General features: G+C 39.9%; 22 protein-coding genes. 7 read left to right on the top strand and 15 right to left on the bottom strand.

Features of this window, described 5'->3' with window-relative positions; all coding sequences use genetic code 11:
* Positions 1 to 28 precede the first annotated feature (28 nt).
* Positions 29 to 1,660, bottom strand: coding sequence for a CTP synthase (locus F907_RS07820; protein ID WP_016652366.1), 1,632 nt, complete (start codon positions 1,658 to 1,660; stop codon positions 29 to 31).
* Between the two features lie 368 nt (positions 1,661 to 2,028).
* On the opposite strand from F907_RS07820, the gene F907_RS07825 reads away from it, so the two are divergent.
* Positions 2,029 to 2,520: a hypothetical protein gene (locus tag F907_RS07825; RefSeq protein WP_016652365.1), complete on the top strand. Its 492-nt coding sequence runs from the start codon at positions 2,029 to 2,031 to the stop codon at positions 2,518 to 2,520.
* A 57-nt stretch (positions 2,521 to 2,577) separates the two neighbouring features.
* Here F907_RS07825 and F907_RS07830 read toward each other — a convergent pair whose 3' ends face one another.
* The 4 genes from F907_RS07830 to F907_RS07845 form a co-directional block, all read right to left on the bottom strand.
* Positions 2,578 to 3,663, bottom strand: a complete 1,086-nt coding sequence (locus F907_RS07830) for a YheT family hydrolase (RefSeq protein WP_016652364.1) — start codon at positions 3,661 to 3,663, stop codon at positions 2,578 to 2,580.
* A gap of 15 nt (positions 3,664 to 3,678) precedes the next feature.
* A complete protein-coding gene (locus F907_RS07835; protein ID WP_016652363.1) occupies positions 3,679 to 4,398 on the bottom strand; it encodes an SGNH/GDSL hydrolase family protein in 720 nt (239 codons plus the stop codon).
* Between the two features lie 39 nt (positions 4,399 to 4,437).
* Complete coding sequence (locus F907_RS07840) at positions 4,438 to 4,845, bottom strand: nuclear transport factor 2 family protein (RefSeq protein ID WP_016652362.1); 408 nt, start codon at positions 4,843 to 4,845, stop codon at positions 4,438 to 4,440.
* A 73-nt stretch (positions 4,846 to 4,918) separates the two neighbouring features.
* Positions 4,919 to 6,943 carry an NADPH-dependent 2,4-dienoyl-CoA reductase gene (locus F907_RS07845; RefSeq protein WP_016652361.1) on the bottom strand — a complete coding sequence of 675 codons (2,025 nt, stop codon included), beginning with the start codon at positions 6,941 to 6,943 and terminating at the stop codon, positions 4,919 to 4,921.
* Between the two features lie 124 nt (positions 6,944 to 7,067).
* Here F907_RS07845 and F907_RS07850 point away from each other — a divergent pair, with 124 nt between their 5' ends.
* Both F907_RS07850 and F907_RS07855 read left to right on the top strand, forming a co-directional pair.
* Entirely contained in the window at positions 7,068 to 7,628 is a 561-nt protein-coding gene (locus F907_RS07850; protein ID WP_016652360.1) for a PadR family transcriptional regulator, read from the top strand.
* A complete protein-coding gene (locus tag F907_RS07855; RefSeq protein ID WP_016652359.1) occupies positions 7,628 to 8,548 on the top strand; it encodes an alpha/beta fold hydrolase in 921 nt (306 codons plus the stop codon). The genes F907_RS07850 and F907_RS07855 overlap by 1 nt, the downstream gene beginning before the upstream one ends.
* A gap of 53 nt (positions 8,549 to 8,601) precedes the next feature.
* Here F907_RS07855 and F907_RS07860 read toward each other — a convergent pair whose 3' ends face one another.
* Positions 8,602 to 9,645, bottom strand: a complete 1,044-nt coding sequence (locus F907_RS07860) for a 3-deoxy-7-phosphoheptulonate synthase (RefSeq protein WP_016652358.1) — start codon at positions 9,643 to 9,645, stop codon at positions 8,602 to 8,604.
* 618 nt (positions 9,646 to 10,263) lie between these two features.
* Between F907_RS07860 and F907_RS07865 the strand changes: the two genes are divergently transcribed.
* Positions 10,264 to 11,838 (top strand): ATP-binding cassette domain-containing protein, encoded by a 1,575-nt coding sequence (locus F907_RS07865; RefSeq protein ID WP_016652357.1) that lies wholly within the window; start codon positions 10,264 to 10,266, stop codon positions 11,836 to 11,838.
* Positions 11,839 to 11,939: 101 nt separating this feature from the next.
* On the opposite strand, the gene F907_RS07870 is transcribed toward F907_RS07865, so the two are convergent.
* The 7 genes from F907_RS07870 to argC all read right to left on the bottom strand — a co-directional run bounded on the left by F907_RS07870 (position 11,940) and on the right by argC (position 19,978).
* Positions 11,940 to 14,042 (bottom strand): TonB-dependent siderophore receptor, encoded by a 2,103-nt coding sequence (locus F907_RS07870; protein WP_228129556.1) that lies wholly within the window; start codon positions 14,040 to 14,042, stop codon positions 11,940 to 11,942.
* 310 nt (positions 14,043 to 14,352) lie between these two features.
* Positions 14,353 to 14,715 (bottom strand): YnfA family protein, encoded by a 363-nt coding sequence (locus F907_RS07875; RefSeq protein WP_005275198.1) that lies wholly within the window; start codon positions 14,713 to 14,715, stop codon positions 14,353 to 14,355.
* Positions 14,715 to 17,000, bottom strand: a complete 2,286-nt coding sequence (gene clpA, locus F907_RS07880) for an ATP-dependent Clp protease ATP-binding subunit ClpA (protein ID WP_016652355.1) — start codon at positions 16,998 to 17,000, stop codon at positions 14,715 to 14,717. The genes F907_RS07875 and clpA overlap by 1 nt, the downstream gene beginning before the upstream one ends.
* Before the next feature lie 26 nt (positions 17,001 to 17,026).
* Positions 17,027 to 17,257 carry an ATP-dependent Clp protease adaptor ClpS gene (locus F907_RS19465; protein WP_111804956.1) on the bottom strand — a complete coding sequence of 77 codons (231 nt, stop codon included), beginning with the start codon at positions 17,255 to 17,257 and terminating at the stop codon, positions 17,027 to 17,029.
* Positions 17,258 to 17,660: 403 nt separating this feature from the next.
* Positions 17,661 to 18,074, bottom strand: a complete 414-nt coding sequence (gene clpS, locus F907_RS07885; RefSeq protein WP_162616972.1) for an ATP-dependent Clp protease adapter ClpS — start codon at positions 18,072 to 18,074, stop codon at positions 17,661 to 17,663.
* 23 nt (positions 18,075 to 18,097) lie between these two features.
* Entirely contained in the window at positions 18,098 to 18,847 is a 750-nt protein-coding gene (locus F907_RS07890; protein ID WP_005275192.1) for a DUF6776 family protein, read from the bottom strand.
* An 81-nt stretch (positions 18,848 to 18,928) separates the two neighbouring features.
* Positions 18,929 to 19,978 carry an N-acetyl-gamma-glutamyl-phosphate reductase gene (gene argC / locus F907_RS07895; RefSeq protein WP_016652354.1) on the bottom strand — a complete coding sequence of 350 codons (1,050 nt, stop codon included), beginning with the start codon at positions 19,976 to 19,978 and terminating at the stop codon, positions 18,929 to 18,931.
* 274 nt (positions 19,979 to 20,252) lie between these two features.
* Between argC and F907_RS07900 the strand changes: the two genes are divergently transcribed.
* From F907_RS07900 to F907_RS07910, 3 genes are all read left to right on the top strand, one after another.
* A complete protein-coding gene (locus F907_RS07900) occupies positions 20,253 to 21,770 on the top strand; it encodes a hypothetical protein (protein ID WP_016652353.1) in 1,518 nt (505 codons plus the stop codon).
* A 144-nt stretch (positions 21,771 to 21,914) separates the two neighbouring features.
* On the top strand, positions 21,915 to 23,399 hold the full coding sequence (gene phoA, locus F907_RS07905) for an alkaline phosphatase (protein WP_016652352.1): 1,485 nt from the start codon (positions 21,915 to 21,917) through the stop codon (positions 23,397 to 23,399).
* A 126-nt stretch (positions 23,400 to 23,525) separates the two neighbouring features.
* Entirely contained in the window at positions 23,526 to 24,137 is a 612-nt protein-coding gene (locus F907_RS07910; protein ID WP_016652351.1) for a CDP-alcohol phosphatidyltransferase family protein, read from the top strand.
* Between the two features lie 17 nt (positions 24,138 to 24,154).
* On the opposite strand, the gene F907_RS07915 is transcribed toward F907_RS07910, so the two are convergent.
* Positions 24,155 to 24,850: a M48 family metallopeptidase gene (locus F907_RS07915; protein WP_016652350.1), complete on the bottom strand. Its 696-nt coding sequence runs from the start codon at positions 24,848 to 24,850 to the stop codon at positions 24,155 to 24,157.
* Positions 24,850 to 25,521: a ribose-5-phosphate isomerase RpiA gene (gene rpiA / locus F907_RS07920; RefSeq protein WP_005275181.1), complete on the bottom strand. Its 672-nt coding sequence runs from the start codon at positions 25,519 to 25,521 to the stop codon at positions 24,850 to 24,852. The genes F907_RS07915 and rpiA overlap by 1 nt, the downstream gene beginning before the upstream one ends.
* Positions 25,522 to 25,588 lie beyond the last annotated feature (67 nt).

Genomic DNA, 25,588 nt, shown 5'->3' with positions numbered 1-25,588 from the left:
CTTTCCCAGTTTATTCAAAACTCAGTACTTACTTTTGGTGCTGATTTTTAGCAGCCCCAATAAAACTAGCAAATAATGGGTGTCCATCGCGTGGTGAACTTGTAAATTCCGGGTGGAATTGTACAGCAATAAACCAAGGATGTTCAGGAATTTCTACAGTTTCAACTAAATGTTGTACTGATGAATAACCTGAAATTTTCATACCTGCTTGTTCAAGTGCTGGGATAAAACGATCATTCATTTCATAGCGATGACGATGACGCTCAGTAATTTCGGCTTTGCCATAAACTTCACGTGTCTTCGTGCCTTCAACCAATTCAGATTTTTGTGCACCTAAACGCATGGTACCGCCTAAGTCAGACTCAAGGCTACGCTGTTGTAATTCACCGCGCTCATCTAACCATTCAGTGATTAAACCAATCAATGGATATTTGGTTGAGCGGTTAAATTCTGTTGAGCTTGCTTCAGGCATTGCTGCAACATTACATGCGTACTCAATCACAGCCAGTTGCATACCTAAACAAATACCAAGGAATGGAATCTTGTTTTCACGGGCATACTGAATGGCTTTCATTTTTCCTTCAGTACCACGCTCACCAAAACCGCCTGGCACCAAGATCGCATCAGCAGTACTTAAAACGCTAATGTCTTGCTGTTCAAGCTCTTCAGCATTGACATAATCAATCTGAACTTTGACACGGTTTTGAATACCAGCATGTAGAAGTGCTTCATTCACAGATTTATAAGCATCTGGAAGTTCAACATATTTACCCACCATTGCAACACGAACTGTGTATTCAGGGTTCAATAATGCTTCAACCACATTATCCCAATCTTCAAGATTTGCTTCTGGAAGATCATTGAAACCAAAACGTTCACAGATCAAGTCATCAACATTCTGTTCGTAGAATGTACGTGGAATTTGATAAATTGTTTTTGCATCTTTACATACCACAACAGCACGTGCTTCCACGTTTGTGAATAATGCAATCTTGCGTTTAGTATCAACATCAACATCGTATTCAGTACGGCAGATCAAAATATCTGGCTGAATCCCGATTGAAAGAAGCTCTTTCACTGAATGTTGAGTTGGCTTGGTTTTGAGCTCAGCTGCCGATTTGATATATGGCAATAAAGTCAAATGCATGAGCATAGTACGTTTATGACCAAGCTCTACCATTAATTGACGTACTGACTCCATAAATGGAAGTGATTCGATATCACCAACCGTACCACCAATCTCAACGATTGCAACGTCGTAGCCTTCACCTGCGCGAAGTACACGTTCTTTAATGTTGTCTGTAATATGTGGAATAACTTGAACCGTACCACCTAAGTAATCACCACGACGTTCTTTATTTAAAACGTCCTGATATACGCGACCACTGGTAAAGTTATTCAGTTTGGTCATTTTCGCACGACGTAAGAAACGTTCGTAATATCCCAAATCTAAGTCAGTTTCAGCACCATCCTCTGTGACGAAAACTTCACCGTGCTGAAATGGGCTCATGGTACCTGGATCGACATTAATGTATGGATCCATTTTTACCATTGTGACTTTTAAGCCACGAGCTTCCAAAAGTGCAGCAACAGAAGCAGCAGAAATACCTTTACCTAGTGATGAAACCACACCACCAGTGACAAAAATAAAATGGGTCATTGAGTTTCTCGTACAATCGAGCCGAAATCGGCCTACAATGTTGGGCAATTTTACTGTACTCTGCCCCTATAAAGCAAAGTCAAACCGCATCAATTCAAAGAACTATAAACAACTGGTTATTCTATCAGCATTTTCGATAAAAATTTACGGGTTTTGTGGATTTTTCATACAGATATTCAGTCGAGTGACTCAAATTCATGAAAAAATATGGCAAAAATCTGCTTTTTCTCGTTTACAACGTCTCGGCCTCTATCTGCTAATTTGCAAGCTTTTATAAAATATAAACAAACTCAGCATTACACAGTGATTTCTTCACATTCATTTACTGTTATAATTGTTGCGTCCTTATTTAATATGTTGTTTTAGCAATGGCGAATAAAAAACTTTTAATTTGTGCAGCACTTGCGACTGGTCTTTTATTAACTGCTTGTGTCAAAAAAGAAGAACCTAAAAACGAAGAGCAGCAAGAACAGGCAGCAACCGAGAGCCAAACTCAGCCTGAACCTGCAAAAATCCAAGAGTTTGAATCTTTAGAAAGTGTTGATAAACACGAAGCTCCTGCACCTGTTGTTGAAACAACGCGTGAACAAACTCCGAATACCACCACAGAAATTCGTCGTGAAACTCGTCCAGCTCAAACAGAGAATTCAACTGCGACTGAGACTCCACGCACTGAAGAACCAAAACCAGCTAAAACAGAGCAGCCAAAAACTGAACAAGCTGTAAAAGCTGAGCAAAAACCTGCGAAGACTGAACAAGCACAAACAGCAAAAGCACCAAAATCTTCAACACCAGCTCAAAGTGAAGATGATGCTGTCGCTGCTGCAATTGCTGCTGCAACTCCAGCGTTAAACAATTAATCTTTTAATTGCAAAAAAAGCCAGTTAACTTCAACTGGCTTTTTTATTTCGATCAATTTAATAATTTTTAAAAAAATCAGCCATCAAGCGTGAAGCCCAAGATTTCACACTGAAACTTTCATAAAAACCGCAATGACTTCCTTTTTTCGTCGTCACAACTGCAATATTCTCCATGTGCTGAATTGCACCTTTATAAGGTTCTAAGTTTTTGATTGAACAGACTGGGTCATCTTCAGCATTCAATATCATCAAGGGAATTTTAACATTCTCGAAGACATAGATTGGATTAATTGCCTGACAGTAACTTTGATAATCCTGAAACCCAGCCATTTCAAAATATTCTTTTTCAAATTCCTCCAAACTTGTCGTTGCCAAGACCTTGTCAATCGAAGCAACCTGCTGCCACGTATTTTGATAAGGATAAATGAAATATTTAAATAACTTTTTGGTCATCATTTTGCTATAAAAAGGATGTACATTTTTAAAGCCCATTTCGGTGTTATAGCCTGGGCACATTGCAAACGCAGCCTTAAATGGCGTATCCGTTCCTTGCTCACCTAAATAGCGGACCAAAAGTCCCGTTCCCGCAGAAGAGCCGACGGCATACAGGTCAGATGATGGAAACAACTTTTGGATATGAGCCAGTTGCTCTTTAAGGTCACTGGTCGAACCAAACAGGGAAATACGCGGTACAGGCATTGGTAAACCTGCATGCCCACGGCGCAGACACAACGCGATTCGCCAACCCGTATATTGGTGTAAGTCTTTAACCAACTCTCGCATACTCGCAGGTGTCCCCGTAATGGTATGCATAATCACAACGGTTGGTGTATCTACGGGCAAATCATAGCCATACCAAGCAATGGCAGTAATACCACCATCCTGCATTTGAAGTTGCTCAATATGATCGTATTCGAGTTTAACCGTTTTTTTCCGAATCACATCGAAATAAAGGAGATGTACATGTGTATTACTGAGCCATGGTGTCGGGCGATATTTCTGCTTTAACTGAGGCAACTTTTCCAAAACATCTTTAATTTTCCCTTTCGGGTCATAATACATTTTGGGCTGTTCTGCACCAAGTACCGAATCAAATAGTTCTGAACCTAAAACTCTAATTTTATTTAAAGTAGATAAACTCATATTCAACCGCCACCTCTAAGGATGAGTAAATGTTTGTCGCACCAAAGCTGCGACTTGTTGTCCCCAAATGGCATAGATTTCTTTGCTTGGATGAAAACCATCACTTGCCATTGGCAAATCCAGTGCCTGAAAAGTTTCAAGATCATATTGAATAAATTGAAACTGTGGCTGTGGTGCCAACCACTGTTGTAATGCCTGATTCATCTGTTGTGCATATCGTCCAAACAACCAAGCCAATGGATTAGGCAACGCTGGAAAATGCTGCATCGGCGGCACACCTGATACAATGATGAGTTTAGGTTGAAATTGGCTCTGTATATAGGTGAATAGTTGCTTTTGTTGTTTGATCCACGATTTAGCAGAGGTCAGTTTAGTCACATCATTGACACCAATTGAAGTGATTACAACATCATAGCACTGCTGTTCTAACTGTTGCACTGCCTGAAAAACCTGCTGTGTGGTATCACCTGTTTTAGCATGTAGTTTCCATTGCAACAAATAGTCCTGCTGCAACTGGGAAATAATCGCTCCAGACAAAGCATCTTGCTGCGTTTCAACACCAACCCCAGCCGCCGCCGAATCGCCAAGGATAAGCAATGAAAGCGGTTTACCATTGCCAACAGAGCCCTCCCGATCACCACTGGCTTCTAAAAGACGAGGTGTATTCTTCCGAACTTTCATACCTTGTATAAGAAGTATAGGAAGTAATGCAAAAGTTGAAAGCTTTAACCACATTACAAGAGTCTCAATATTACTTAGGCTATTTTAGCGAGATTAGCTTGGCTGATATTTTGCAAATCTTGCACCCATTTTCTCAGCCAACGCAGCTAAACCACTCATTGGGCGAATCATCACTTCAAAATCAATGATTTTCCCTTGTTGGTTAAATCGAACCATATCAATACCTTTGAGCGATTTCCCACTAACTTCGGCACTAAACTCCAACACCACATTTTCCCCATCTTCAGTATAGAATTCGCGGTAATAAGTGAAGTTTTCAAAAACCTGAATGACGTTGGTCAAAATAAAGAAAACCACATGCTTTCCTTCATAAGGCTTATAAGCAACGGGAGAACGAAATACGACATCTTCAGCCAACAAATCATTTAAATTCGATAAGTCACCTGTTTTAATCATGTGATGCCAGTTTTCCAAAGCCTGTTTTGTTGTTTCGAGTGTCATTGTTATTTTTCCTTGTGATTTGATGGATCGGTTGATGAGCATTCCCTCCTAAAAGAAAATGCTCATCAATGTTTTATAATATGGCTGCTAACTCAGCACCTTGGCGAATTGCTCGTTTGGCATCTAATTCACCCGCTTCTTTGGCACCGCCAATCAGGTGAACATTTTTACCTTCTGCTTTCAGTTGGTCGAACATTGCAGTATAAGACTCTTGGCCTGCACAAATCACCACGTTATCGACCTCAAGCACTCGACTCTGACCATCAACGGTAATATGCAAGCCTTGATCATCCACCTTGTCGTAGCTGGCACCTGCAATCATTTTTACATCACGATGCTTTAAGCCAGTACGGTGAATCCAGCCCGTTGTTTTACCCAAACCAGCACCTACTGCAGCAGCCTTACGCTGTAATAAATAAATTTCTCGTTCTGATTTTTCCAACGTTGCTGGTTTTAAGCCACCGACATGCTCATAAGCTGTATCAATCCCCCATTCGGCATAGAATTTCTGAGGATTTAAACTGCCACTGTCACCTTCATGGGTTAAATATTCTGCGGTATCGAAGCCAATACCACCTGCACCAATAATGGCAACACGCTTGCCTACCGGTACACGCTCTTTCAACACTTGGATGTAGCTCAACACTTTTGGATGATCAATACCTTCAATATGGAGCTGACGTGGTGTTACCCCTGTCGCAACCACAATCTCATCATAGTTCGCCTGACTCAGCTCGTCATAACTTGCAGTGTGGTTAAGTACTAATTCAATATTGGGTTGTAATTCAATTTGACGTTTAAAGTAGCGTAAGGTCTCGTAGAACTCTTCTTTGCCCGGAATGGTCTTCGCAATATTGAACTGACCACCAATTTGATTGCTTGCATCGAAGACTTTGACTTTATGCCCACGGCTTGCAGCGTATACTGCAAAACTTAAACCCGCTGGGCCAGCACCAATCACTGCAATATTTTTTACCGCATTGGTTTCTTTAAAAATAAGCTCTGTTTCATAGCAAGCACGCGGATTCACTAAGCAGGTTGCAATTTTCATTGAGAAAATATGATCTAAACACGCTTGGTTACAACCGATACAGGTATTGATTTCATCACTGCGGCCTTCACTTGCTTTTAATACAAACTCAGGATCAGCTAGCATTGGGCGCGCCATAGACACCATATCAGCCTGACCAGAAGCTAAAACATGTTCGGCCATTTCAGGTGTATTGATACGATTCGAGGTAATTAATGGAACTGAAACTTCGCCTTTTAGCTTCTCCGTCACCCAAGTAAATGCCGCACGAGGTACTTTGGTCGCAATCGTTGGGATACGCGCTTCATGCCAACCGATCCCTGTATTGATAATGGTTGCACCAGCTTTTTCTATTTCTTTAGCCAACTGAATGACTTCTTCTAAACTTGAACCACCCTCAACCAAATCCAGCATTGATAGGCGATAAATAATGATGAAGTTTTCACCCACTAAATCACGGGTACGCTTTACGATTTCAATCGGAAAGCGAATACGATTTTCATAGCTACCACCCCACTCATCATCACGATGATTGGTACGTGCAGCAATAAACTCATTGATCAGATAGCCTTCCGACCCCATGATTTCCACACCATCATAACCTGCGTATTGAGCCAACTTGGCGCAGTTGGCAAAATCATCAATGGTTTGTTGTACTTCCGCAGAAATCAGTGCTTTGGGTTTAATCGGGTTAATCGGCGCTTGAATAGCAGAAGGTGCTACAATCTCAGGCTGATAGGAATAACGCCCAGTATGCAAAATCTGCATTGCAATTTTACCACCAGCCTCATGTACTGCATCAGTAATGACTTTATGCTTTTCCGCTTCCGCAATGCTGTCTAGCTTCGATGCGTGGGCAAAGGTAAGACCTGCATCATTGGGAGAAATACCACCCGTGACAATTAATCCCACATCACCTTTGGCACGCTCAGCATAAAATGCAGCCATACGCTCATAACCTTGTGGTGCTTCTTCTAAGCCAACATGCATAGACCCCATAAGCACACGGTTTTTTAAAGTGGTAAAGCCTAAATCAAGTGGCTTTAATAAATGTGGATAAGCTGACATGGTTTCTCCTTTGGCTCGCACTCTGCTAGCTAATGCAACTTGTTGCATAAAGTTATAAACAAGATTTGATTTTTATGCAACATATTGCATAATTCTGGTGAGTCATTTTTTATTATGGAACATCATGTCACTCGCCCATGTTTTATTGACCAGTCTACTCGAAAAACCAAGTACAGGTTTCGAGTTGGCTCGTCGCTTTGACCGTTCAATGGGCTTCTTTTGGAATGCGACTCATCAGCAAATCTATCGAGAACTCAATGGGATGCTGAAAAAAGGATGGATTTCTACATTAGAAGAACAAGCTGCGAATAGCCGAAAAAAAACTTACCAAGTTGAGCAACTTGGAAGAATAGAACTCGCTGCATGGATTGAACAACAAAGCGAACCCGCGCAATTACGCGATGACCTTATGGTGAGGTTAAGAGCGGAAGCTCAACTCGACGGTAATACCATTCTGCCGGAATTGGAACGCCATTTATCGATACATAAGGAAAAATTAAGCCTTTATCAAGCCATCCATGATAAAGACTTTAAAAATAGTGAACCAACCAACCGTGTCTTATTCATTCATAAAATGATTCTCGAACTTGGTATCATTACAGAAAGTGAATGGATAAAATGGTTGGAACAAATGATTCCTCAGCTGAGAAAGTTTGAGGAAGCGGACAAGATTGGAGAAAAATAATGCCATTTTATACCATGCCAGATCAGGAAAAATTATTTGTACGACGTGTCGGCGAAGGTGAACCTGTCTTGGTTTTATCGGGGTTGGGAATGCAAAGCTGGCAGTGGCTCCCGTTCTTGTTTGCCAATCGCAAACAGTATGAGTTTATCATCCCCGATTGGCGTGGTTTTGGCGGTTCAAAAAATTGTGCCATCCCAGACTTGGATGCCATTTCAAGCCACTGGAATGATGTAGATGCACTGATCAAACAATTAAAGCTGGATCAATTTATCTTGATGGGTTATTCCATGGGTGCAACAACAGCCATGCATGGTATGAAACATGGCGGTTTAGCAGAAAAACTTAAGGCCTACTTGCATATTGATCAAACCCCTAAAATTGCAGTCGATGAATCTTGGCAATATGGTTTATTTGGTACCAAAAATCCTCAATTTAAAAAGCTGCTACTTGAGATTCAAACATTATTACTCAACCATACACATGCCCAAAAGCTTGAAGATCTACCGAATGATATTCGCTACAATCTTGTAAGCTTGTGGGGTGCCTTCATTGAACTTCAAGGTAGTAATAATTATAGCCCCAAGATCTTCAAGCTTGCACTAAACCGCCCTTTTTTACAGAAATATTTACTGCCAATTCAACGCCTTGATTACTTACTTTGGTATGTCGAAAATTATTTAAATCATGATGAAGACTATCGCGAAGCCATCAGTCAGCTGAATTGCCCAACAACGTTCTTTATTGGCCGTGAATCTACACTCTACCCAGAAACTGGACAAACCCTGATTGCCGAAAGCTTAGCGAATGCCACTGCAATTTATTTCGAGCGCTCTGGACATACACCACTGATTACCGAACCTAGAAAATTTAGTCAGGAAATTGGACACTTCCTTAGTGCTCAAGCAACTCACGCGGCTTAATTCCGCATAAATAAAAAAGCCAATCAATTCAGATTGGCTTTTTTATTTGCAAGTTATTTCTTCAATCTCATTTTTTCCGCAACATCCAATAAGGCCTGTTCCGTTTTATCCCATCCTAAGCAGCCGTCAGTAACTGACTGACCGTAAGTCATATCACAGGAAATCTTTTGATTGCCATCGACTAAATGGCTTTCAATCATCACACCACGCACTTTAGATTCCGCACGTTCTGCAATAATTTGCTGTAGAACCTCTGGTTGTACTAATGGATTTTTACCACTATTGCCATGACTACAGTCGATCACTAATGCAGGTAAATGTTTATGTTTGAAATGCATTGCCTGAATCGAAGCCAAGTCATAGTTAGTACCGTGATTTGAGCCACGTAAAATTAAATGTGGTAATGGGTTACCTTCACTATGCAGAATCGCGGGCAAACCCTGCTGTGTCATACCTAAAAATTGATGACCATTGAGTGCAGACTGAATCGCATCCAAAGCAATTTGAATCGAGCCATCTGTACCATTCTTGAAGCCAATGCTGTATGGCATATGGCTTGCTATTTCACGATGAATTTGTGATTCACTGGTACGTGCTCCAATTGCCCCCCAAGCCAATAGGTCGTCAAAATAACCTGTAGCCATTGGGCTTAAAATTTCACTGGCAATCGGTAAGCCTTTTTCAATCAGTTGTAAGTAAAGCTGACGTGATTTTTCTAAACCGAGTTGTAAATCTGATGATCCATCTAAATTTGGATCGTATAAGAAACCTTTCCAACCCACTGTAGTACGTGGTTTTTCAATATATGCGCGCATTACTAGAAAGATCTGATCTTTAACTTGTTCTTGTAGTTGTTGTAGTCGATCCGCATATTCAAGGACAGCAATAGGATCATGAATCGAACAAGGGCCTGTAATCACCATTAAACGATGATCTTGTCCTGATAAAATATTCTGAATCGTTTGGCGATGTTTTGAAATTTGCTGCGCTAAAGTTGCAGACAAGGGATACTGCGCTTTGAGTTGTGATGGCAAGCTAAGCATTGATTCTTTTGTATGTGTTTGTGGTTGTGTCAAAGCAGTATTTAAAGCATTCATTTTTCAATTCCTCTGGACTGACTTTCTTCGCAGTCCTATCATTTATTTGAGCAAGTGTGATCTAAGCGATGTTGATTTTTTTGCAAAGTAAAACCAAGAAATCTTGCTAAAATATGAATAGTTAAATGTGTACATGGTATTTCTCCTAAAATCTTGATTGTTAAAGCATAAAAAAACCTGATCGGTGTTGCCGATCAGGTATTAACTGGTTGGGCAACCTTTTTGCTGCCCGAAACGCATCAGGCAACGATCAATATTGCCAAAAGTAAAAGTATGCGTTGGTTTTTACAGTATGCTTTAACATATTTATTTCAAATATCTAAAAAACGGTGTCTAACTATTAAATTACGCACTATTTCAGCATTTGACAAGCACTTTTTATATTTTTTTAATGCTATCTTCAAAACCTTAAAGTTTGACCTTTCGCCAGTTCCCCCATAGAATAGTGTAAAAATAAACCAATTTGAGATTACGCCAATGAAGTAAGTTCTATTTCCATCATCAAAGTTCATTTTTCTTTTTGATGTGCAAAATAGACTTAGCTATCGTTTAGCGCTTCTTTATTCTAAAACTTATCTCGATTTCTCTATTTTGCATATCCTGTTTATGAGGTTTCTTATGACTCAACAGGCATGTATTATTTCGAACCTATCCCTTGAATTAGCCCAGCAAAAACTGTTTGATCGGCTTAGCTTTCAACTTCCATTACATCAGTTCACAGGACTGGTCGGGCGTAATGGTCAAGGCAAATCAGTATTGATGTCTGTTCTGCATGAACAAATGGCATCTAAGTTGCCCTATTCAGGCCAAATTTCTTGGCAATGCCCACATCAATATTTAACTCAGCTTCAGCGCGTACAAGCAGATACTATCGCTCAAGCTTTGCATATTGAAGATTTAAACGGATGCTTTGAGCGAATCCAGCAAGGTACGGCAACTTTTACAGATTATGATCAGGTTGAAGGGCTTTGGCATTTACCCACAGAATGGCAGCAGCTTTTGCAAAGTGCAGGCTTACCCATAAACCTTGATACACCCATTCAGCATTTAAGCGAGGGTCAAAAAACCAAACTCGCGCTATGCCGCTTATTTTTACTCAAAGATCATTACCTGCTGCTCGATGAACCAAGCAATCACTTAGATAACCAAGGACGTGAATGGCTGATCCAACAAATGTCTCAACACCGAATGGGTGGACTGATCATTAGTCATGACCGACAACTATTGGCACATGTACAAGGCATTCTTGCTTTAAATCAGTTAGGTTTACACTATTACGGTGGTAATTATACGCTTTATCAACAGCAGCAACTGTTGCAGGTCGAAGCCTTATCCCAAGCTGTTCAGCAAGAAAAACGCGAGTTAAAACAACTAAAAGAGCAACAGCATCAAAGCCAGATGAAAGCGCAGAAACGTCAAAAAGCTGGTGAAAAGTTAAGAGCCTCTGGATCTCAAGCCCCCATCTTACTAGATGCCAAGAAAGAACAATCCGAGAAATCTCTTTCTCACCTCAGAAAACAACAAAGCAAACAACTTGCAGATGCCAAAGATGAGTTACAGCAAAAACAAACGCAACTGGAACATCTTAAATCACAATTTTTTGAGTTTAGCCAAAAGACGGGGAAATCAGGTGAGATTTTACGCTGCCAGCAATTACAGCTTGCTTACGCAAAAACACAGCCAATTGATCTAGCGCTATCGACTGGTGAAAAATTGCATTTAAGTGGCGCAAATGGTACCGGTAAGTCCACTTTACTCAAAACCCTTCAAGGCTTAATCCCGCCACTTGCAGGAGAGATTTATTGCAAAGTAAGCTCTGTTTATCTGGCTCAGAATCTTTCATTACTCAATGAAAGTCTATCTGCCGTTGAATATTTATGTGGTATTAACCCCGATCTGACTGAGCAACAAGCACGCACCCTCTTGGGCAACTTACAAATTCGTAGAGATAAAGCCCTTAGCTCTGTAAGAAATTTAAGTGGCGGTGAACGCTTAAAAGTGGCTTTGCTTGCGTTAAAGCAACAAGCGGTTGAACTGTTATTTTTAGATGAACCCGAAAACCATCTCGATATCGAATCTCGTGAATTACTGGCTCAAGCAATTCATTCTTTTAACGGTGCTGTGATATTGGTGTCGCATGATAAGAATTTTGTTGAAGAATGCGGAATCACCACATCCTATGTCTTGACATAGTTTTTTTATTTTCAAATTCAGGCATGACATAACCATGTTCATGCCTGAATAAAACAATCATTTAAATCAACACAATTGCATTACAATTCAAAAAAGTTAAATCAAAATTTATAATTAAGGGTTGCCATAAAGTTACGTAGCTCCCCCCAAGTATTGATTGCCGTTCTTTTATAAACTGTATTTCCGACATTATCAACATTGACCGCAATACTGAGATCTGGATTGATCTGATATCTCCCCATTAGGTTTAATAAAACATAGTCATCTTGTCGATTAAACTGAGTTGCTACGCCGCGTGCACGTGTATCAAAAATTTCACTTTGCCAATTCACCCCAGCCCCTAATGTCAATTTATCCCATTGATAATTAGTGAACAACTTCAGCGTCTGCCGTGGAAGTGAACTTCCCGTAGCTGTTGTTAAGGTTTTTCCATCCCGATCTTTTGCATCTGTGTAAGTATATCCACCAGAAATATGCCAATAAGGACTTAATTCACCAGCAACCGATAACTCTATGCCCTTTACCTTGGCACCATTGACTGCAATATAAGCAAATTCACCATCGGTGGTAAACTTCTCACCATCTCTGACAGCAAAGTTATCTTGCTTGGTTTCGAAGTAAGCAAGATTAGTATTTAAGCGCTGATCAAAGAATTCTGCTTTTAAGCCTATTTCTGCACTATTTCCCTCTTCTGGATCTAAGAATTGGCCTGTAACATTTTTTCGAGTAGATGGATTAAAAATAGAGGTATAACTTGCATATGCAGAGATCTGATCATTTATATCTAAAATCAAACCTGCATAAGGCGTATAGATATGACTTTGTTTTTGTTCAGTACCTGTATTTTTGCGCTCCCAACTACTCAAACGTGAGCCTAAAATCAGTTTTACTGGATCTGCTAACTGTAGTTTGGCCGAGGCAAATCCACCAATCTGATATTCATCGGTTATCGTCCGCCCAATAGGCGTCAAGTTGATATAGTCTCCCACATCGCCATGGTAGTTTTGGATAGGTCTAGATGAAAATTGCCAAACTTTATATGCAGGATCATTGGCATTTACTTTGTATCCATTGATCCCAAAACTTAATTCATGCTCGCGACCAAGTGCTTGAAACTGCCCTGAAACAAAACTATCAATTGCATGAACTTCTGGTGTACTTATAAACTTACTTCCATGAACACTCATTTCCCCAGGCTTTAAGATAATCGGGTTACCCTCCCAGTCAGTACCATTGGCGATACCCTTTTCATCTTGATAATTTAAAGTATAGCCTGCTATGTTTCTAATTTGATCGCTGTCAGTTTTGGAATAACTATAGTTAATCATCCCTTTCCAATTTGAATTAAATTGATGCTCTACACCCAGTAATGCATATAAATTATTTACCGCAAGATTTGAGTTATTAGTTGCTGGATTATCTCTTGGTCCAAAGGTCGTCTGCTTCAAACCATCCCCACTCACAAATGGAAAACCATGTTGTGCAGCATTGTGGATTTTATTTTGTTGCAAACTTAGTGCGGTTGTTAATATCGTCTGATCACTGAAATTATAATCTACCGTACCATAGAGTAAGGTTGAATCTTTATGATAACGATCCTGCTGATTGCCACCTGATGAATGTGCCGCAATCAATCGTCCTTTCAAGGTTTTATCTGTATTCAACCCACCTGATACATCAAACTGACTACGGTACCGATCCCAACTGCCAGCCTGAATTTTAATGGAACCTAGTGTATCTTCAGTCGCACGTTTACGAACATAATTAATGCTTGCACTCGGATTACCAGCCCCCCCAAGCAAACCTGACGCACCTTTTAAAATTTCGATACGGTCATAAATGGCCGTGTCCTCCAAACCAATGTTATAAGCTCCACCAAAAGATGCCGCACTGGTTGGAATACCATCGCGCATAAAATTATTAAGCTTAAAACCACGAGCATAATAATCTGAAAAGCCAGCACCTTCTTGTCCATGCTGACTTTTACTTACCCCAGGTGTTTCCTCTAAAACTCTGCTGATATCAGTTAAATTCTGATCCTCTATTTGCTGTTGAGTAAACACTATTAAGCTCTGTGGGGTGTCTTTTAAATTTAAATTGAGTTTGGTTGAGCTTCGACTTGATTGAACGGTATAACGATCACGATTGTCTTCAGCTTTAACCGTTATTGTAGGCAATGTATTAGCTGTGTCGGCTGCCCACACATCTGAACCAATTACCAAGGAAATCGCTGATACTAAAATTTTGGGAGAAAATATTTTTCTGGTGGAAGCTAGGGATTCCATGAACACACTCGATTGTAACAATGAAAATAAAAATCATTATCAATCGTAGCAGTATTCTGTCGGCCTGATTTTCATAACAGGCCGTAAAAGTAGCCTCTTTGTGCCTAAATTCAGGCTTATCATAGCTTTGCTTATTTAATCGGAATAATTAGCATAACCTAGTGCTTTTATGTTGCTTTACTTTTCTTATTCAAAAAATTAAACATGGTATATACCATGCTTAATAAAACTAACGAACTAAACCTTGCGGTTGCAAAATGATTAGACCTGCGCCACACAAAACAACGAGACCACCTAAAACGTCCCAACGTGTTAGCATGACTTGATCAACATAACGTAGCCACAATAATGCAGTAAATATATAAATTCCACCATAAGCCGCATAAATACGACCTGATGCAGCAGGATGCAAAGTCAGCAACCAAACAAAAACCGCTAAGCTTAGTGCTGTCGGAATCCACAACCAATGCGACTTGCCTTGATTCAAAATTAAATAAGGGAAATAACAACCTAGAATTTCAGCAATTGCTGTGACGAAAAATAACCCAAATACTTTAAGTACTTGGGTTATCGAGAAAGATAGTTCAAACATTAAGCAGGTTCAGCACTCGGGTTAATATGATCTTCAAAGACTTCCAATTTTAAGCCGACTTCTTTGCCATTTTCTGTTTTTACAGAAACAGCAACATTACCACCATGCTCAGCAAGTTCACCAAACAAAATCATCTCAGCAAGCGGCTTTTTCAAATGTTCCTGAATCAGACGTTGCATTGGACGAGCCCCCATGAGACGGTCATAGCCATTGGCTGATAACCAATCACGTGCACTTTGATCAACATCAAGTACCACTTGTTTTTCATCAAGCTGTGCTTGCAACTCAGTCAAGAATTTATCTACCACTGAATCGATGATCGTAGTCGGAAGTGCTTTAAATTGAATCACACCATCCAAACGGTTACGGAATTCAGGCGAGAATGCACGTTTCATTGCATCTTGGTTATCTGCACTATGATCTTGCTCAGTGAAACCAATACTTGCACGGACAATACTCTCTGCACCAATGTTGGTGGTAAGAACAATAATCACATTTCTGAAGTCAGATTTACGACCATTATTATCTGTCAAAGCACCATGATCCATGACTTGTAATAACAAGTTAAATACATCTGGGTGTGCTTTCTCGATTTCATCTAATAACAAGACACAATGCGGATTTTTATGAATCGCGTCGGTCAACAAACCACCTTGATCATAACCAACATAACCCGGAGGCGCACCGATCAAACGAGAAACTGCATGACGCTCCATATACTCAGACATATCGAAACGAACCAGCTCTACACCCAACAACTTGGCAAGTTGTTTGGTCACTTCGGTTTTACCCACACCTGTTGGACCAGCAAAAACAAAGCTGCCGACTGGTTTATCCGGTGCTTTTAAACCTGCACGTGACAATTTGATCGCTGATGCAAGTGCTGTAATCGCCTCATCCTGACCAAATACTACACGTTTCAAATCACGTTCCAGATTTTCAAGTACCGATTTGTCATCTTTAGACACTGTTTTCGGTGGAATACGAGCAATCTTGGATACGATATCTTCAATATTTTCAACTGAAATCGTTGTACCATCAATCTCAGCTTTTAAACGGCGTTGAGCCCCAGCTTCATCAATCACATCAATTGCTTTGTCTGGTAAGAAACGATCATTGATAAATTTAGCCGATAACTCAACTGCAGCAACCAATGCTTTGTCATCATATTCGACATGATGAAAATCTTCGAACTTGTTTTTCAAACCACGTAAAATTTCAATCGTTTCATTGATGCTTGGCTCATTCACATCAATCTTTTGGAAACGGCGAGACAAGGCATGGTCTTTTTCGAATACCTGACGATATTCCTGAAAAGTTGTTGAACCGATGCAACGTAAAGTCCCATTCGCCAAAGCAGGTTTAATTAAATTCGATGCGTCCATTGTGCTACCCATACTCGAACCAGCACCAATGATCATATGAATTTCATCAATAAATAAAATCGCATTTGGATTCTTTTTCAACGCATTCAAAAGCTGTTTCAAACGCTTTTCAAAGTCGCCACGATATTTAGTCCCTGCAACCAAGGCACCAATGTCTAAACTATAAACTTCTGCATTTGCCAATGGTTTTGGTGCTTTACCATTCACAATCAGCCATGCTAACCCTTCAGCAATCGAAGTTTTGCCTACACCGGGGTCACCGACTAAAAGTGGATTGTTTTTACGACGACGGCACAAGATTTGGGCTGCACGCTCAATTTCTTTTTCACGTCCAATTAACGGATCGGTTTTGCCCTTTTGCGCTTCGACATTTAAGTTCAGCGTATATTGTTCAAGTGGTCCAGCATTTGCTGAAGCTGCACTTTCACCTTCAATATCTTCGACTTCTTCTTCAACTTGAATCTCATCTTTTCGGGTGCCATGAGACAAGTATTGAGTCAAAGTTAAACGGTTAATTTGATGACGTTTAAGTAAATAAACAGCAAACGAATCTCTTTCTGAATACATCGCAACTAAAACGTCAGCACCTTCAACCGTACGGTCACCGCCGCTTGATTGAACATGGAAGATTGCGCGTTGTAAAATTCGATCAAAACTCTCCGTTGGATGAGGAGCTTGTTCGCTATTATCACCAAGTTTTGGGGTATGTTGCTCTACATATTCCTCTAATTCTTTACGCAAAGTAACGATATCCGCGCCACATGCTTTTAATGCATTCACGGCAGAATCATTATCTAGCAAGGCAAGCAACAAATGTTCAACTGTCAGAAACTCATGTCTCTTTTGACGAGCCATGCTAACAGCCAAACGTAACGATACTTCTAATTGACGACTGAGCATGTAACCCCCTTATATCTTGAGCTTTATCAAAAAAAGACACATCTTTCAGTGAAAAAGCTGATTATTGACTTGATCCGCTGAGCTTCTGTAAGCGTAATTGAATACACGTCTACAAGCCTCTTTGCTTCATAATCTACTGTTAGCATTAGTTGAGTATCTTGGTCAAGATTCAAAACCAAGTATTGTTGTAAAAATTCAATTACAAAGAGAAGAAGACTGATCCAATTGTTCAAAAAGACAGCGGAATAGTTATTAATTTATGAAACAACATTAAACCTATGAAAAATTGTAATACTGAATGGTGTTGCTTAAAGCCTAACAAATTATACATAGGTTTAACATAGAAATACTCAGTATATTGTTTCATGTTTTTAGCATAAAACAATATATGCTTTGAACTACCCTTTGTTTCGAAAAACGAAATGAAAGTGGATATTTCTTAACACTTTCACTCGCAGCATATGAGCCATATCATGGTGTCAGGTCTTGCGCATGAGGAATAATATTCCGCAAGTGCATTGCTTTCTTAACGCCTTTACTCACAGCATAGATGTTCGCCTTGCGCATGAGGAATGAAATTCCGCAAGAGCGTTGCTTTTCTTAACGCTTTTACTCGCAACATAGTTGCTCGTCTTGCGCAGCTAAAAAGCGTTGCTTTTCTTAACGCTGCTCAGGTTCGATCTGACACAATAAAGGGTGGCCTTGCGAACGGGCATAGTTATTCACTTGATTGGCTTTGGTTTCAGCAATATCTCGTGGGTAAATACCGGCTGTTCCCTTACCTTCATAATGAACAGTGAGCATCACTTGACTGGCCTGATCAAAGTCCAGCCCAAAATAGCTTTGTAGAACTTCAATGACAAAATCCATCGGCGTGTAATCATCATTCATTAACACAACCGCATATAAAGGCGGTCGTTTTAACTCTGGTGGGGCAGTTTGTACAACCACCTCACCTTCATGATCCTCTTGCGAATCACTTAAACGTGGATTTAAGTGCCAATCGACATAACCTGATTGATGAAAAGAGTTTTTCACTTCACTTAAATTCATTTGGCGTTTGTATCTTCGCATATTGAGTTCTTAATCTAAAAAAATTATTGAGCATTCGCTTCGGCTTGCGGGATTTCTGATACAAAAGCTGAACTTACATCCACAGGCTTACCACGTTGCCAGCTAAAACGTTTAATTACAGGTGTACCTGATCCTGTCAAACGTACTTCAATGAATTGAGGTGTAAAGCCCTTAGGCATTGTCCAACGCCCGGTTAAACGCTCAAAATCTTCAAAGTTAAAGTTTCTATCTTCTAAAGGTACGACCAAAACCTCAGTATCTTTAATCAGGCGTAATTCAACCGAACCTGATGCACGGCGTTTATTTGGGCTAACTTGAACAAGATCAATCTGATATTCAAATGCATTTTCAGGTAATGATTTAATCGCCATATTCTGGATTGTTAAACTCACACCACCACGCTGTCTCAAGATATCACGATAAATCGCATTCATTCCTTCAAACTGGGTTTTGTCAGCATTAGCCTGGTTCACAGACTTGAACAAGTCATCTGCATTACTCACAGCCATATCTCGCTCTTGAACAGCAGCATTCAAACTTTTGCCAACTGAATCTAAAGCGGTTTTTTGCTTCTGAACAACATCAACCAACTGCTCAGCATCTGCATCATAACCCACTACAGTTAAACCTTGACGGTGACCAACAGTATAACCAAGCATAAAACTGCTACCGATCAAAATCGTAGCGCCAATAATCAAAGGTAAATTCGTTTTTAAGAATTTATTTTTTTCAACGGAACTGTCTGGTGAAGTAGTCGGTTCAACGTTTTCCATCATCATCTCTATCGTTATGATCTGCATCAAAGCACACATTAAAATCGAAATTTAAATGTGTGTGAAGTAAAAAAGAGTTTTTTATGGTAATAAACCAATACCTTCCAAGCCTGCTGCTTCATCAAAACCAAACATTAAGTTCATATTTTGAATCGCCTGACCTGCTGCACCTTTCACCAAGTTATCTTGCGCAACCAGAATGATCAGTTTATTTGGTTGTGGGCGATAGAGTGCAATTCTGAGTTCATTGGCACCACGAACACTACGTGTTTCTGGTGAACTATTCGCAGGCATAACATCGACAAATCGTTCATTTTTATAAAAGTTTTCATAGTGAGCTTGTAAGTCAATTTGCTGACCTTGCTCAGTTAAGTCAACATAAATTGTACTTAGCATGCCGCGAATCATAGGTACTAAATGTGGAACAAAAATAAGCTGATCAAACTGTCCTTTTTGCCCAGAGATATTTTCCAGCGCTTCAACAATTTCTGGGTGATGGCGATGCCCAGCAACACCATACGCTTTAAAATTATCAGCATTCTCACTGTAAATCATGCCAAGGCTTGCTTTGCGGCCTGCCCCAGATACGCCTGATTTCGCATCCACAATGATACTTTGTGTATCAATAAGCTGACTTGACGTTTTAAGTAATGGTGCCAGACCCAGTTGCACTGTGGTTGGATAACAACCTGGATTACCAATAACTTGTGCTTGTTTGATTCTTTCGCGATTTAATTCAGTTAAACCATATACAGAATCTTTTAACATAGCAGGACAACTATGTTGCATACCGTACCATTTTTCAAACTGAGCCAAGTCTTGTAAACGGAAATCAGCAGCAAGATCAATCACTTTAGTGCCAGCAGCGACGAGTTTTTCTGCATGTTGCATTGCAACACCATGTGGAGTAGCAAAAAATACAACATCACATTGCGCTAATTGATCTAAATCCAGATCAGAAAACTTAAGTGTTGTATGTCCGCGTAAGCTCGGGAACATATCTGCGACGCGCTTTCCTGCTTCTGTTCGAGAAGTGAGAATACGAACCTGAACTTGTGAATGTCTTAATAAAAGACGTAATAGCTCAACCCCAGTGTATCCAGTTCCACCAACAATACCAACAGAAATCACGTGTGACACCTCAAGCGTTCATTTAGATAAACAGTATGGCAGTTTGCCGAATTTTACACAATCTTCAAGTGTCTAACTTTTAAGAAAATAAAAATGTAATCCATCAGCATTAAACAGCCAGAAGCCGATAAATGAATATCAATAAACGCATTATATTTAAACTGATTCTACCATTGGTCAAGAAATACTATTGAATCATTTCACTATTCGAATAGAATAAAAAAATTGCGGTAATAATAAATTTCATGGATGCAAAATTTTTTGGAGAGCTGGAATGCCTTCTTTGATGCCAAAACAAAGATTACATCATCATATCTGCTTAGGACTAAGCGCCCTTCTACTCAGCTCTACATTAATTGGCTGTGGAAGTGGTGAAAGCAGTGCAAAAGTAGAGACAACACCAACAGTCACTGAACCTAAACCCAAGAGTTTCAATATTATTGCTGCGGTTGAAATGCGAGATGTTGTGCTTAAAATCTTTGATAATTTTGATAATACTCTTGTTCTGGAACAAAACCTAAGTACAACTGCCAACATTAATATCACTCTACCGCGTGTTCTAAATAAAGAACGTTTATACCGCATTGAGATCTCAACGACTCCTAACTCATTGGTTTTTGACTTTCAAAACAGTCAATATCAAAATGTTTCTATGACCTTGCATAGTCTGGTTGAAGTCAATACCAACAGTCTTACGCAAACGATTTATATTAATCCAAGTTCAGAAGCAATTTATCAACGTGCCTTGGTTCGTTCTGGTTCCCTACCAACAGATATTAATATCAATCCTACAAAAGTGAGTGCTTCTCAATTAAATCTGGCCACTGCAGACGTAAATTCAGCTTTAACAAGTGCCTTTTATCAATTAGATATTCCCAACCTAAGCTCCTCCTCTATTTTAAATATATTTTCACCCCAAGATGCCACATTAAACTTAAATTCATACATCAATACCTATCTCAGTTTTGGTTTTATTCAACAATGGGCAAATCTTTACCCCAACAATAACTTTGCTGAATTTACCAAAAATTTAGCAGTAGATTTAAAAGATGGTTATCTTGATGCCAAAAAATTACGCGGCGATCAAAGTACACTCACATCATTAGTCACTGCGACGCCAGACAATATTGACCCATCTAAGAACAATCTTTTATTCATTGCAGCAAATCAAAAAAACGCAAGAGATGCTTTTGCTGCTTCATTAAAACAAGCAGTATTACAACTGGCCGATAGTTATCGTCAAGCCGCCTTAAATCCGCAAGGTTATAGCTCACTGCAACAAAAGTCCTATGCTGGCAATGGCCCTATAAATAATACAGCAGATGCTTTCCGTGTTATTGGTGCTGGTGATTACCGCCGTGCAGTTGGGTTCTCAGATACAACTGAAACATGTAATGGCTCCATTTACCCATGTAAACAAGGCATCACTGGAATCAATATTGTCAGTGCCGGCTTACCATCCATTGAATATTTGATTGGCAATTACAAAGATCCAAACAGTAACTGTCAACTCAATATCCGTGGTGATGGCCAGTTAGAGTTAGTAAAAGATGGGCAAACTTTTAGCTCAAAACTGGATGGTGATAGTACAGATAACTTGTTACAGGTTGATAAAGTCAATTCTGAATATTTATTAAATAGTAGCTCCACAGAGCCCAACAACAGTACGCTTCAGTACAATTTCATTCAATTAAGAATAAAACAAAATCAAGTCCTCAGTGCGAGTGCAGGTTTGGATGGTCGTAAAGCCCCAGATCAACTACAGACGACCCAATTACAATGTAAGTTCTAATATTTACACGCTCTTCAGGCTATGGAACCTAGGCTCCACAGCCTGAATTGGAAATAAACTAAAGAAATTCAAAATATAATTTTAACCAAAACTTCACATTTAATTATTACTATCATTTTCAACTATTTTTCAAGTTGAAATCACGTGAAATTTAAACTATTACTTTTACCTGCTGTTATTTCTCTATTGGTCGCTTGTGGCAATGATCACGACTCTTCTTCTAAGCAACCTCAACCAACACCACAACCACCTCCAACCACAGAGCAGCCAACACCATCACCAGATGCTCAACCTGGTGAATTACTTGAAGCTGGAGCCCGTGGTGATATCCGTCAATTTGGTGGTGCAACCCGTTTAAAGAAAGAGCGAACACAAGCGATGAAAGATTCTTTAAGCGACAAAACTGTAAAAAATATCATTTTATTTATTGGAGATGGGACGAGCGATTCAGAAATCACTGCTGCACGTAATTATGCCGAAGGTGCCGCTGGCTACTTTAAAGGCTTAGATGTATTACCATTCACGGGTAGCTATACAACATATGCACTCGATAAAAATGGCAATATTGATTATGTAACAGACTCAGCAGCTTCTGCAACAGCATGGGCTTCAGGGATTAAAACCTATAATAATGCGCTCGGTTTAGATATCTACAAAAAACATCATGCCACAATCTTGGAACTGGCCAAAAAAGCAGGTTTTGCAACAGGTAATGTCACGACAACTGAATTACAGGATGCAACACCTGCTGCCTTAGTTGCTCATATCAGTTCACGTAAATGCTATGGTCCAAATGAAACCTCAGCAAATTGTGCCGATAGCGCGCTTGAAAATGGCGGTCTCGGTTCAATCACCGAACAACTTTTATCAGCCCGTGCAGATGTAACTTTAGGTGGCGGTAGAAAAAGCTTCTATCAAATTGCCAAAGCAGGCCCTTTCCAGGGTAAAACATTACTTGAACGTGCAAAATTAGAAAACTATCACATTGTTGAAGACCTTAACTCACTTAAAGCAGTCAATCTTGCCGATCAAAATCAGCCTCTACTGGGTTTATTTGCCGACGGTAATCTGCCTGTAATTTGGAGTGGCCCGAACACACAACTGAATGGTCATAAAAAAGAAGCTGAAAGCTGTAGAGACAATACCGCATTTACCAGCTCAACCCCTCGTTTAGCACAAATGACCGAGAAAGCGCTCGAGCTACTAAAACCCAATCCAAAAGGTTTCTTCTTACAAATTGAAAGTGGCTCAATTGATAAACGGAACCATGCAGCAGATCCGTGTGGCCAAATTGGCGAAACCGTACAACTGGATGACGCTATTCAGGTTGCGCTTAAATTCGCCAAAGCGCATGGCGACACCTTGATTATCGTTACTGGTGATCATGCACATACCAGCCAGATCATTCCAATTAAAGGTGAGAGTCCAGGTCAAACAGCAGCACTAAAAACCAAAGATGGTGTTGCAATGGCAATCAATTATGGCACAGCACCAGAAGGTTCAAGTCAACATCATACTGGATCCCAAGTCCGTATTGCGGCATATGGGCCTCGTGCTGCCAACGTATCAGGCTTACTTGATCAAACAGATTTGTTCTTCATTATGAAAGATGCTTTAGGTATTCAGTAATATTTTACATACCTTTGAACAACAGCCTCTAGTTAGGCTGTTGTTTTTTATGCAATATGTTACTTTTAGTCTTATTAATTATTATCGCCTGCTATACTTCGAGCACACTCTTATGCTGCCTATTTAATGCCTTTAAAACATCAAATCCCGACTTTACTTATCTATTCCAGATTGGTGCTGGGTTTTCTTATTGTTGCAGTCACACTACTTCAGCCTAACTTCTATCCTATTTTTACTGTGATCTTTCTGACGCTCGGACTGCTGAGTGATATTTTTGATGGCATCATTGCCAGACGCCTAGGCATATCAAACGAAAAATTACGCCGATTAGACTCTAACATTGACCAAGTTTTCTTTATTTGTGCAATTGCTTCAATTTATTTACAACAACCCTATTTTTTTAAACAATATTTCTGGCCCATCATTATTCTGACGCTATTTGAAGTTGCAATTTACCTTGTGAGTTTTATTAAGTTCCGTAAAGAAGTGGCAACCCATAGCCTCGGCGCAAAAATTTGGACCTTATTTCTCTTCGCTTTGTTGGTACAAGTCACGCTCACAGGACAAGGCCAAATTTTATTCTGGATCGTTTTTTGGTTAGGTGTTTTAACGCGAACTGAAATCATTGCCATCATTCTAGTCCTCAAACAATGGCAAAATGATGTTCCTAGCCTCAAACAAGCTTTACGTATCAGAAAAGGTTTAAGCGTCCAGCAGAATCGTCTTTTTAATGGTTAAACCATTTATATAGAACATTAATCTTTTTTAAAGTACCAAGCAGGCAATTGAATTTGTTTTAACTGCTTTCGATGCGCAAGATAACAGGGATCATGCTTTTCAACTTCACCCCAGAAAGCTGCACTATGATCAAAATGTTTGGTATGCGCTAACTCATGCACACAAACAGATCGTACAATATGTTCAGGCATAAGCACCAATGCAGCATTTAACATGATGTCGTGTTTGTAACTACAACTGCCCCAACGCGTTTTCGGTCTCCGGATATTGCATTGTTGATATGACAGGCTGATTTGCTGACTCACTTGAGTCAAATATTCAGGTAAAAACTGCTTTGCATAAGCCAAGACAGCTGCCTGCAAAGCCTGCTCTGGCTGCCTATCATTTATCCAGACGAGATGCTGATCAAAATCAAATTTAAACAGAGGCCGCTGCTGTTGCAGGATAATTTGGAAAGGTTGCGAATGGAAAAATAGCGCTAATTGTTCAGGAAATACTGCAACCTGATTAAATTGCTGTTGTTGTTTAGCCCATGTCTCGACCAACCATTGTTCTGATTGATGCAAAAATTGCTGAATCTGTCGTTTACTACAGAATAAAGGAACGGTTAAACGAATACCTGTCGGCTCAACACGCAAGCGCAAATTTCTTGCCCTTGCATGCCGAACGACTTTAATGTCAGGTAATCGCGTTTCCAATGAAACAGATTGCATTACTGCGCTGTACGTTCTTCAATACCACTATCAGTTGCAACAACTGCAATTGTTGCTGGATTCAATGCAAAAATACCATTGGTCACAACACCAGGAATATTATTCAACGTTCTTTCTAGTTCAAGTGCATTTAAAATATTTAAATTAAAAACATCTAAAATCACATTACCATTATCAGTCACCACACCTTCGCGATAAACTGGGTCACCACCTAAAGCCACAATCTTACGCGCTACTGCAGAACGTGCCATAGGAATCACTTCAACAGGAAGCGGAAAATCACGTCCTAATTGATCAACCCATTTTGAGTCATCCACGATACAGACGAATTTTTTCGCAATAGATGCAACAATTTTTTCACGGGTTAAGGCAGCACCACCACCTTTAATCATATGCATATGGCGATCGATTTCATCTGCGCCATCTACATAAGCATCCAAGCCACCGACCGAGTTCATATCTACAACTTCGATACCCAACTTCTTTAAACGCTCAGCAGTTGCATTTGAACTGGCAACAGCCGCTTCTAATTGCAATTCAGGCAATAAATCAATTAAAAAATTAACGGTACTTCCTGTTCCTACGCCCAAAATGCCGCCTTTAGGCAAATGTTTCAAAGCTGCTTTGGCCGCAGCTTGTTTTTTTTCATCTTGGCTTGCATATAGACTCATGACTTCACTCAACTATTTTGACATTTGCTATAAAAAACAGCGCAAATGCACGGGGGTTTGCTACAAT

The organism is Acinetobacter colistiniresistens, assembly GCF_000413935.1.
GTDB classification, from domain to species: domain Bacteria; phylum Pseudomonadota; class Gammaproteobacteria; order Pseudomonadales; family Moraxellaceae; genus Acinetobacter; species Acinetobacter colistiniresistens.
The sequence above is the reverse complement of the archived record's forward strand: the minus strand, read 5'-3'. Positions and strand labels throughout refer to the sequence as shown.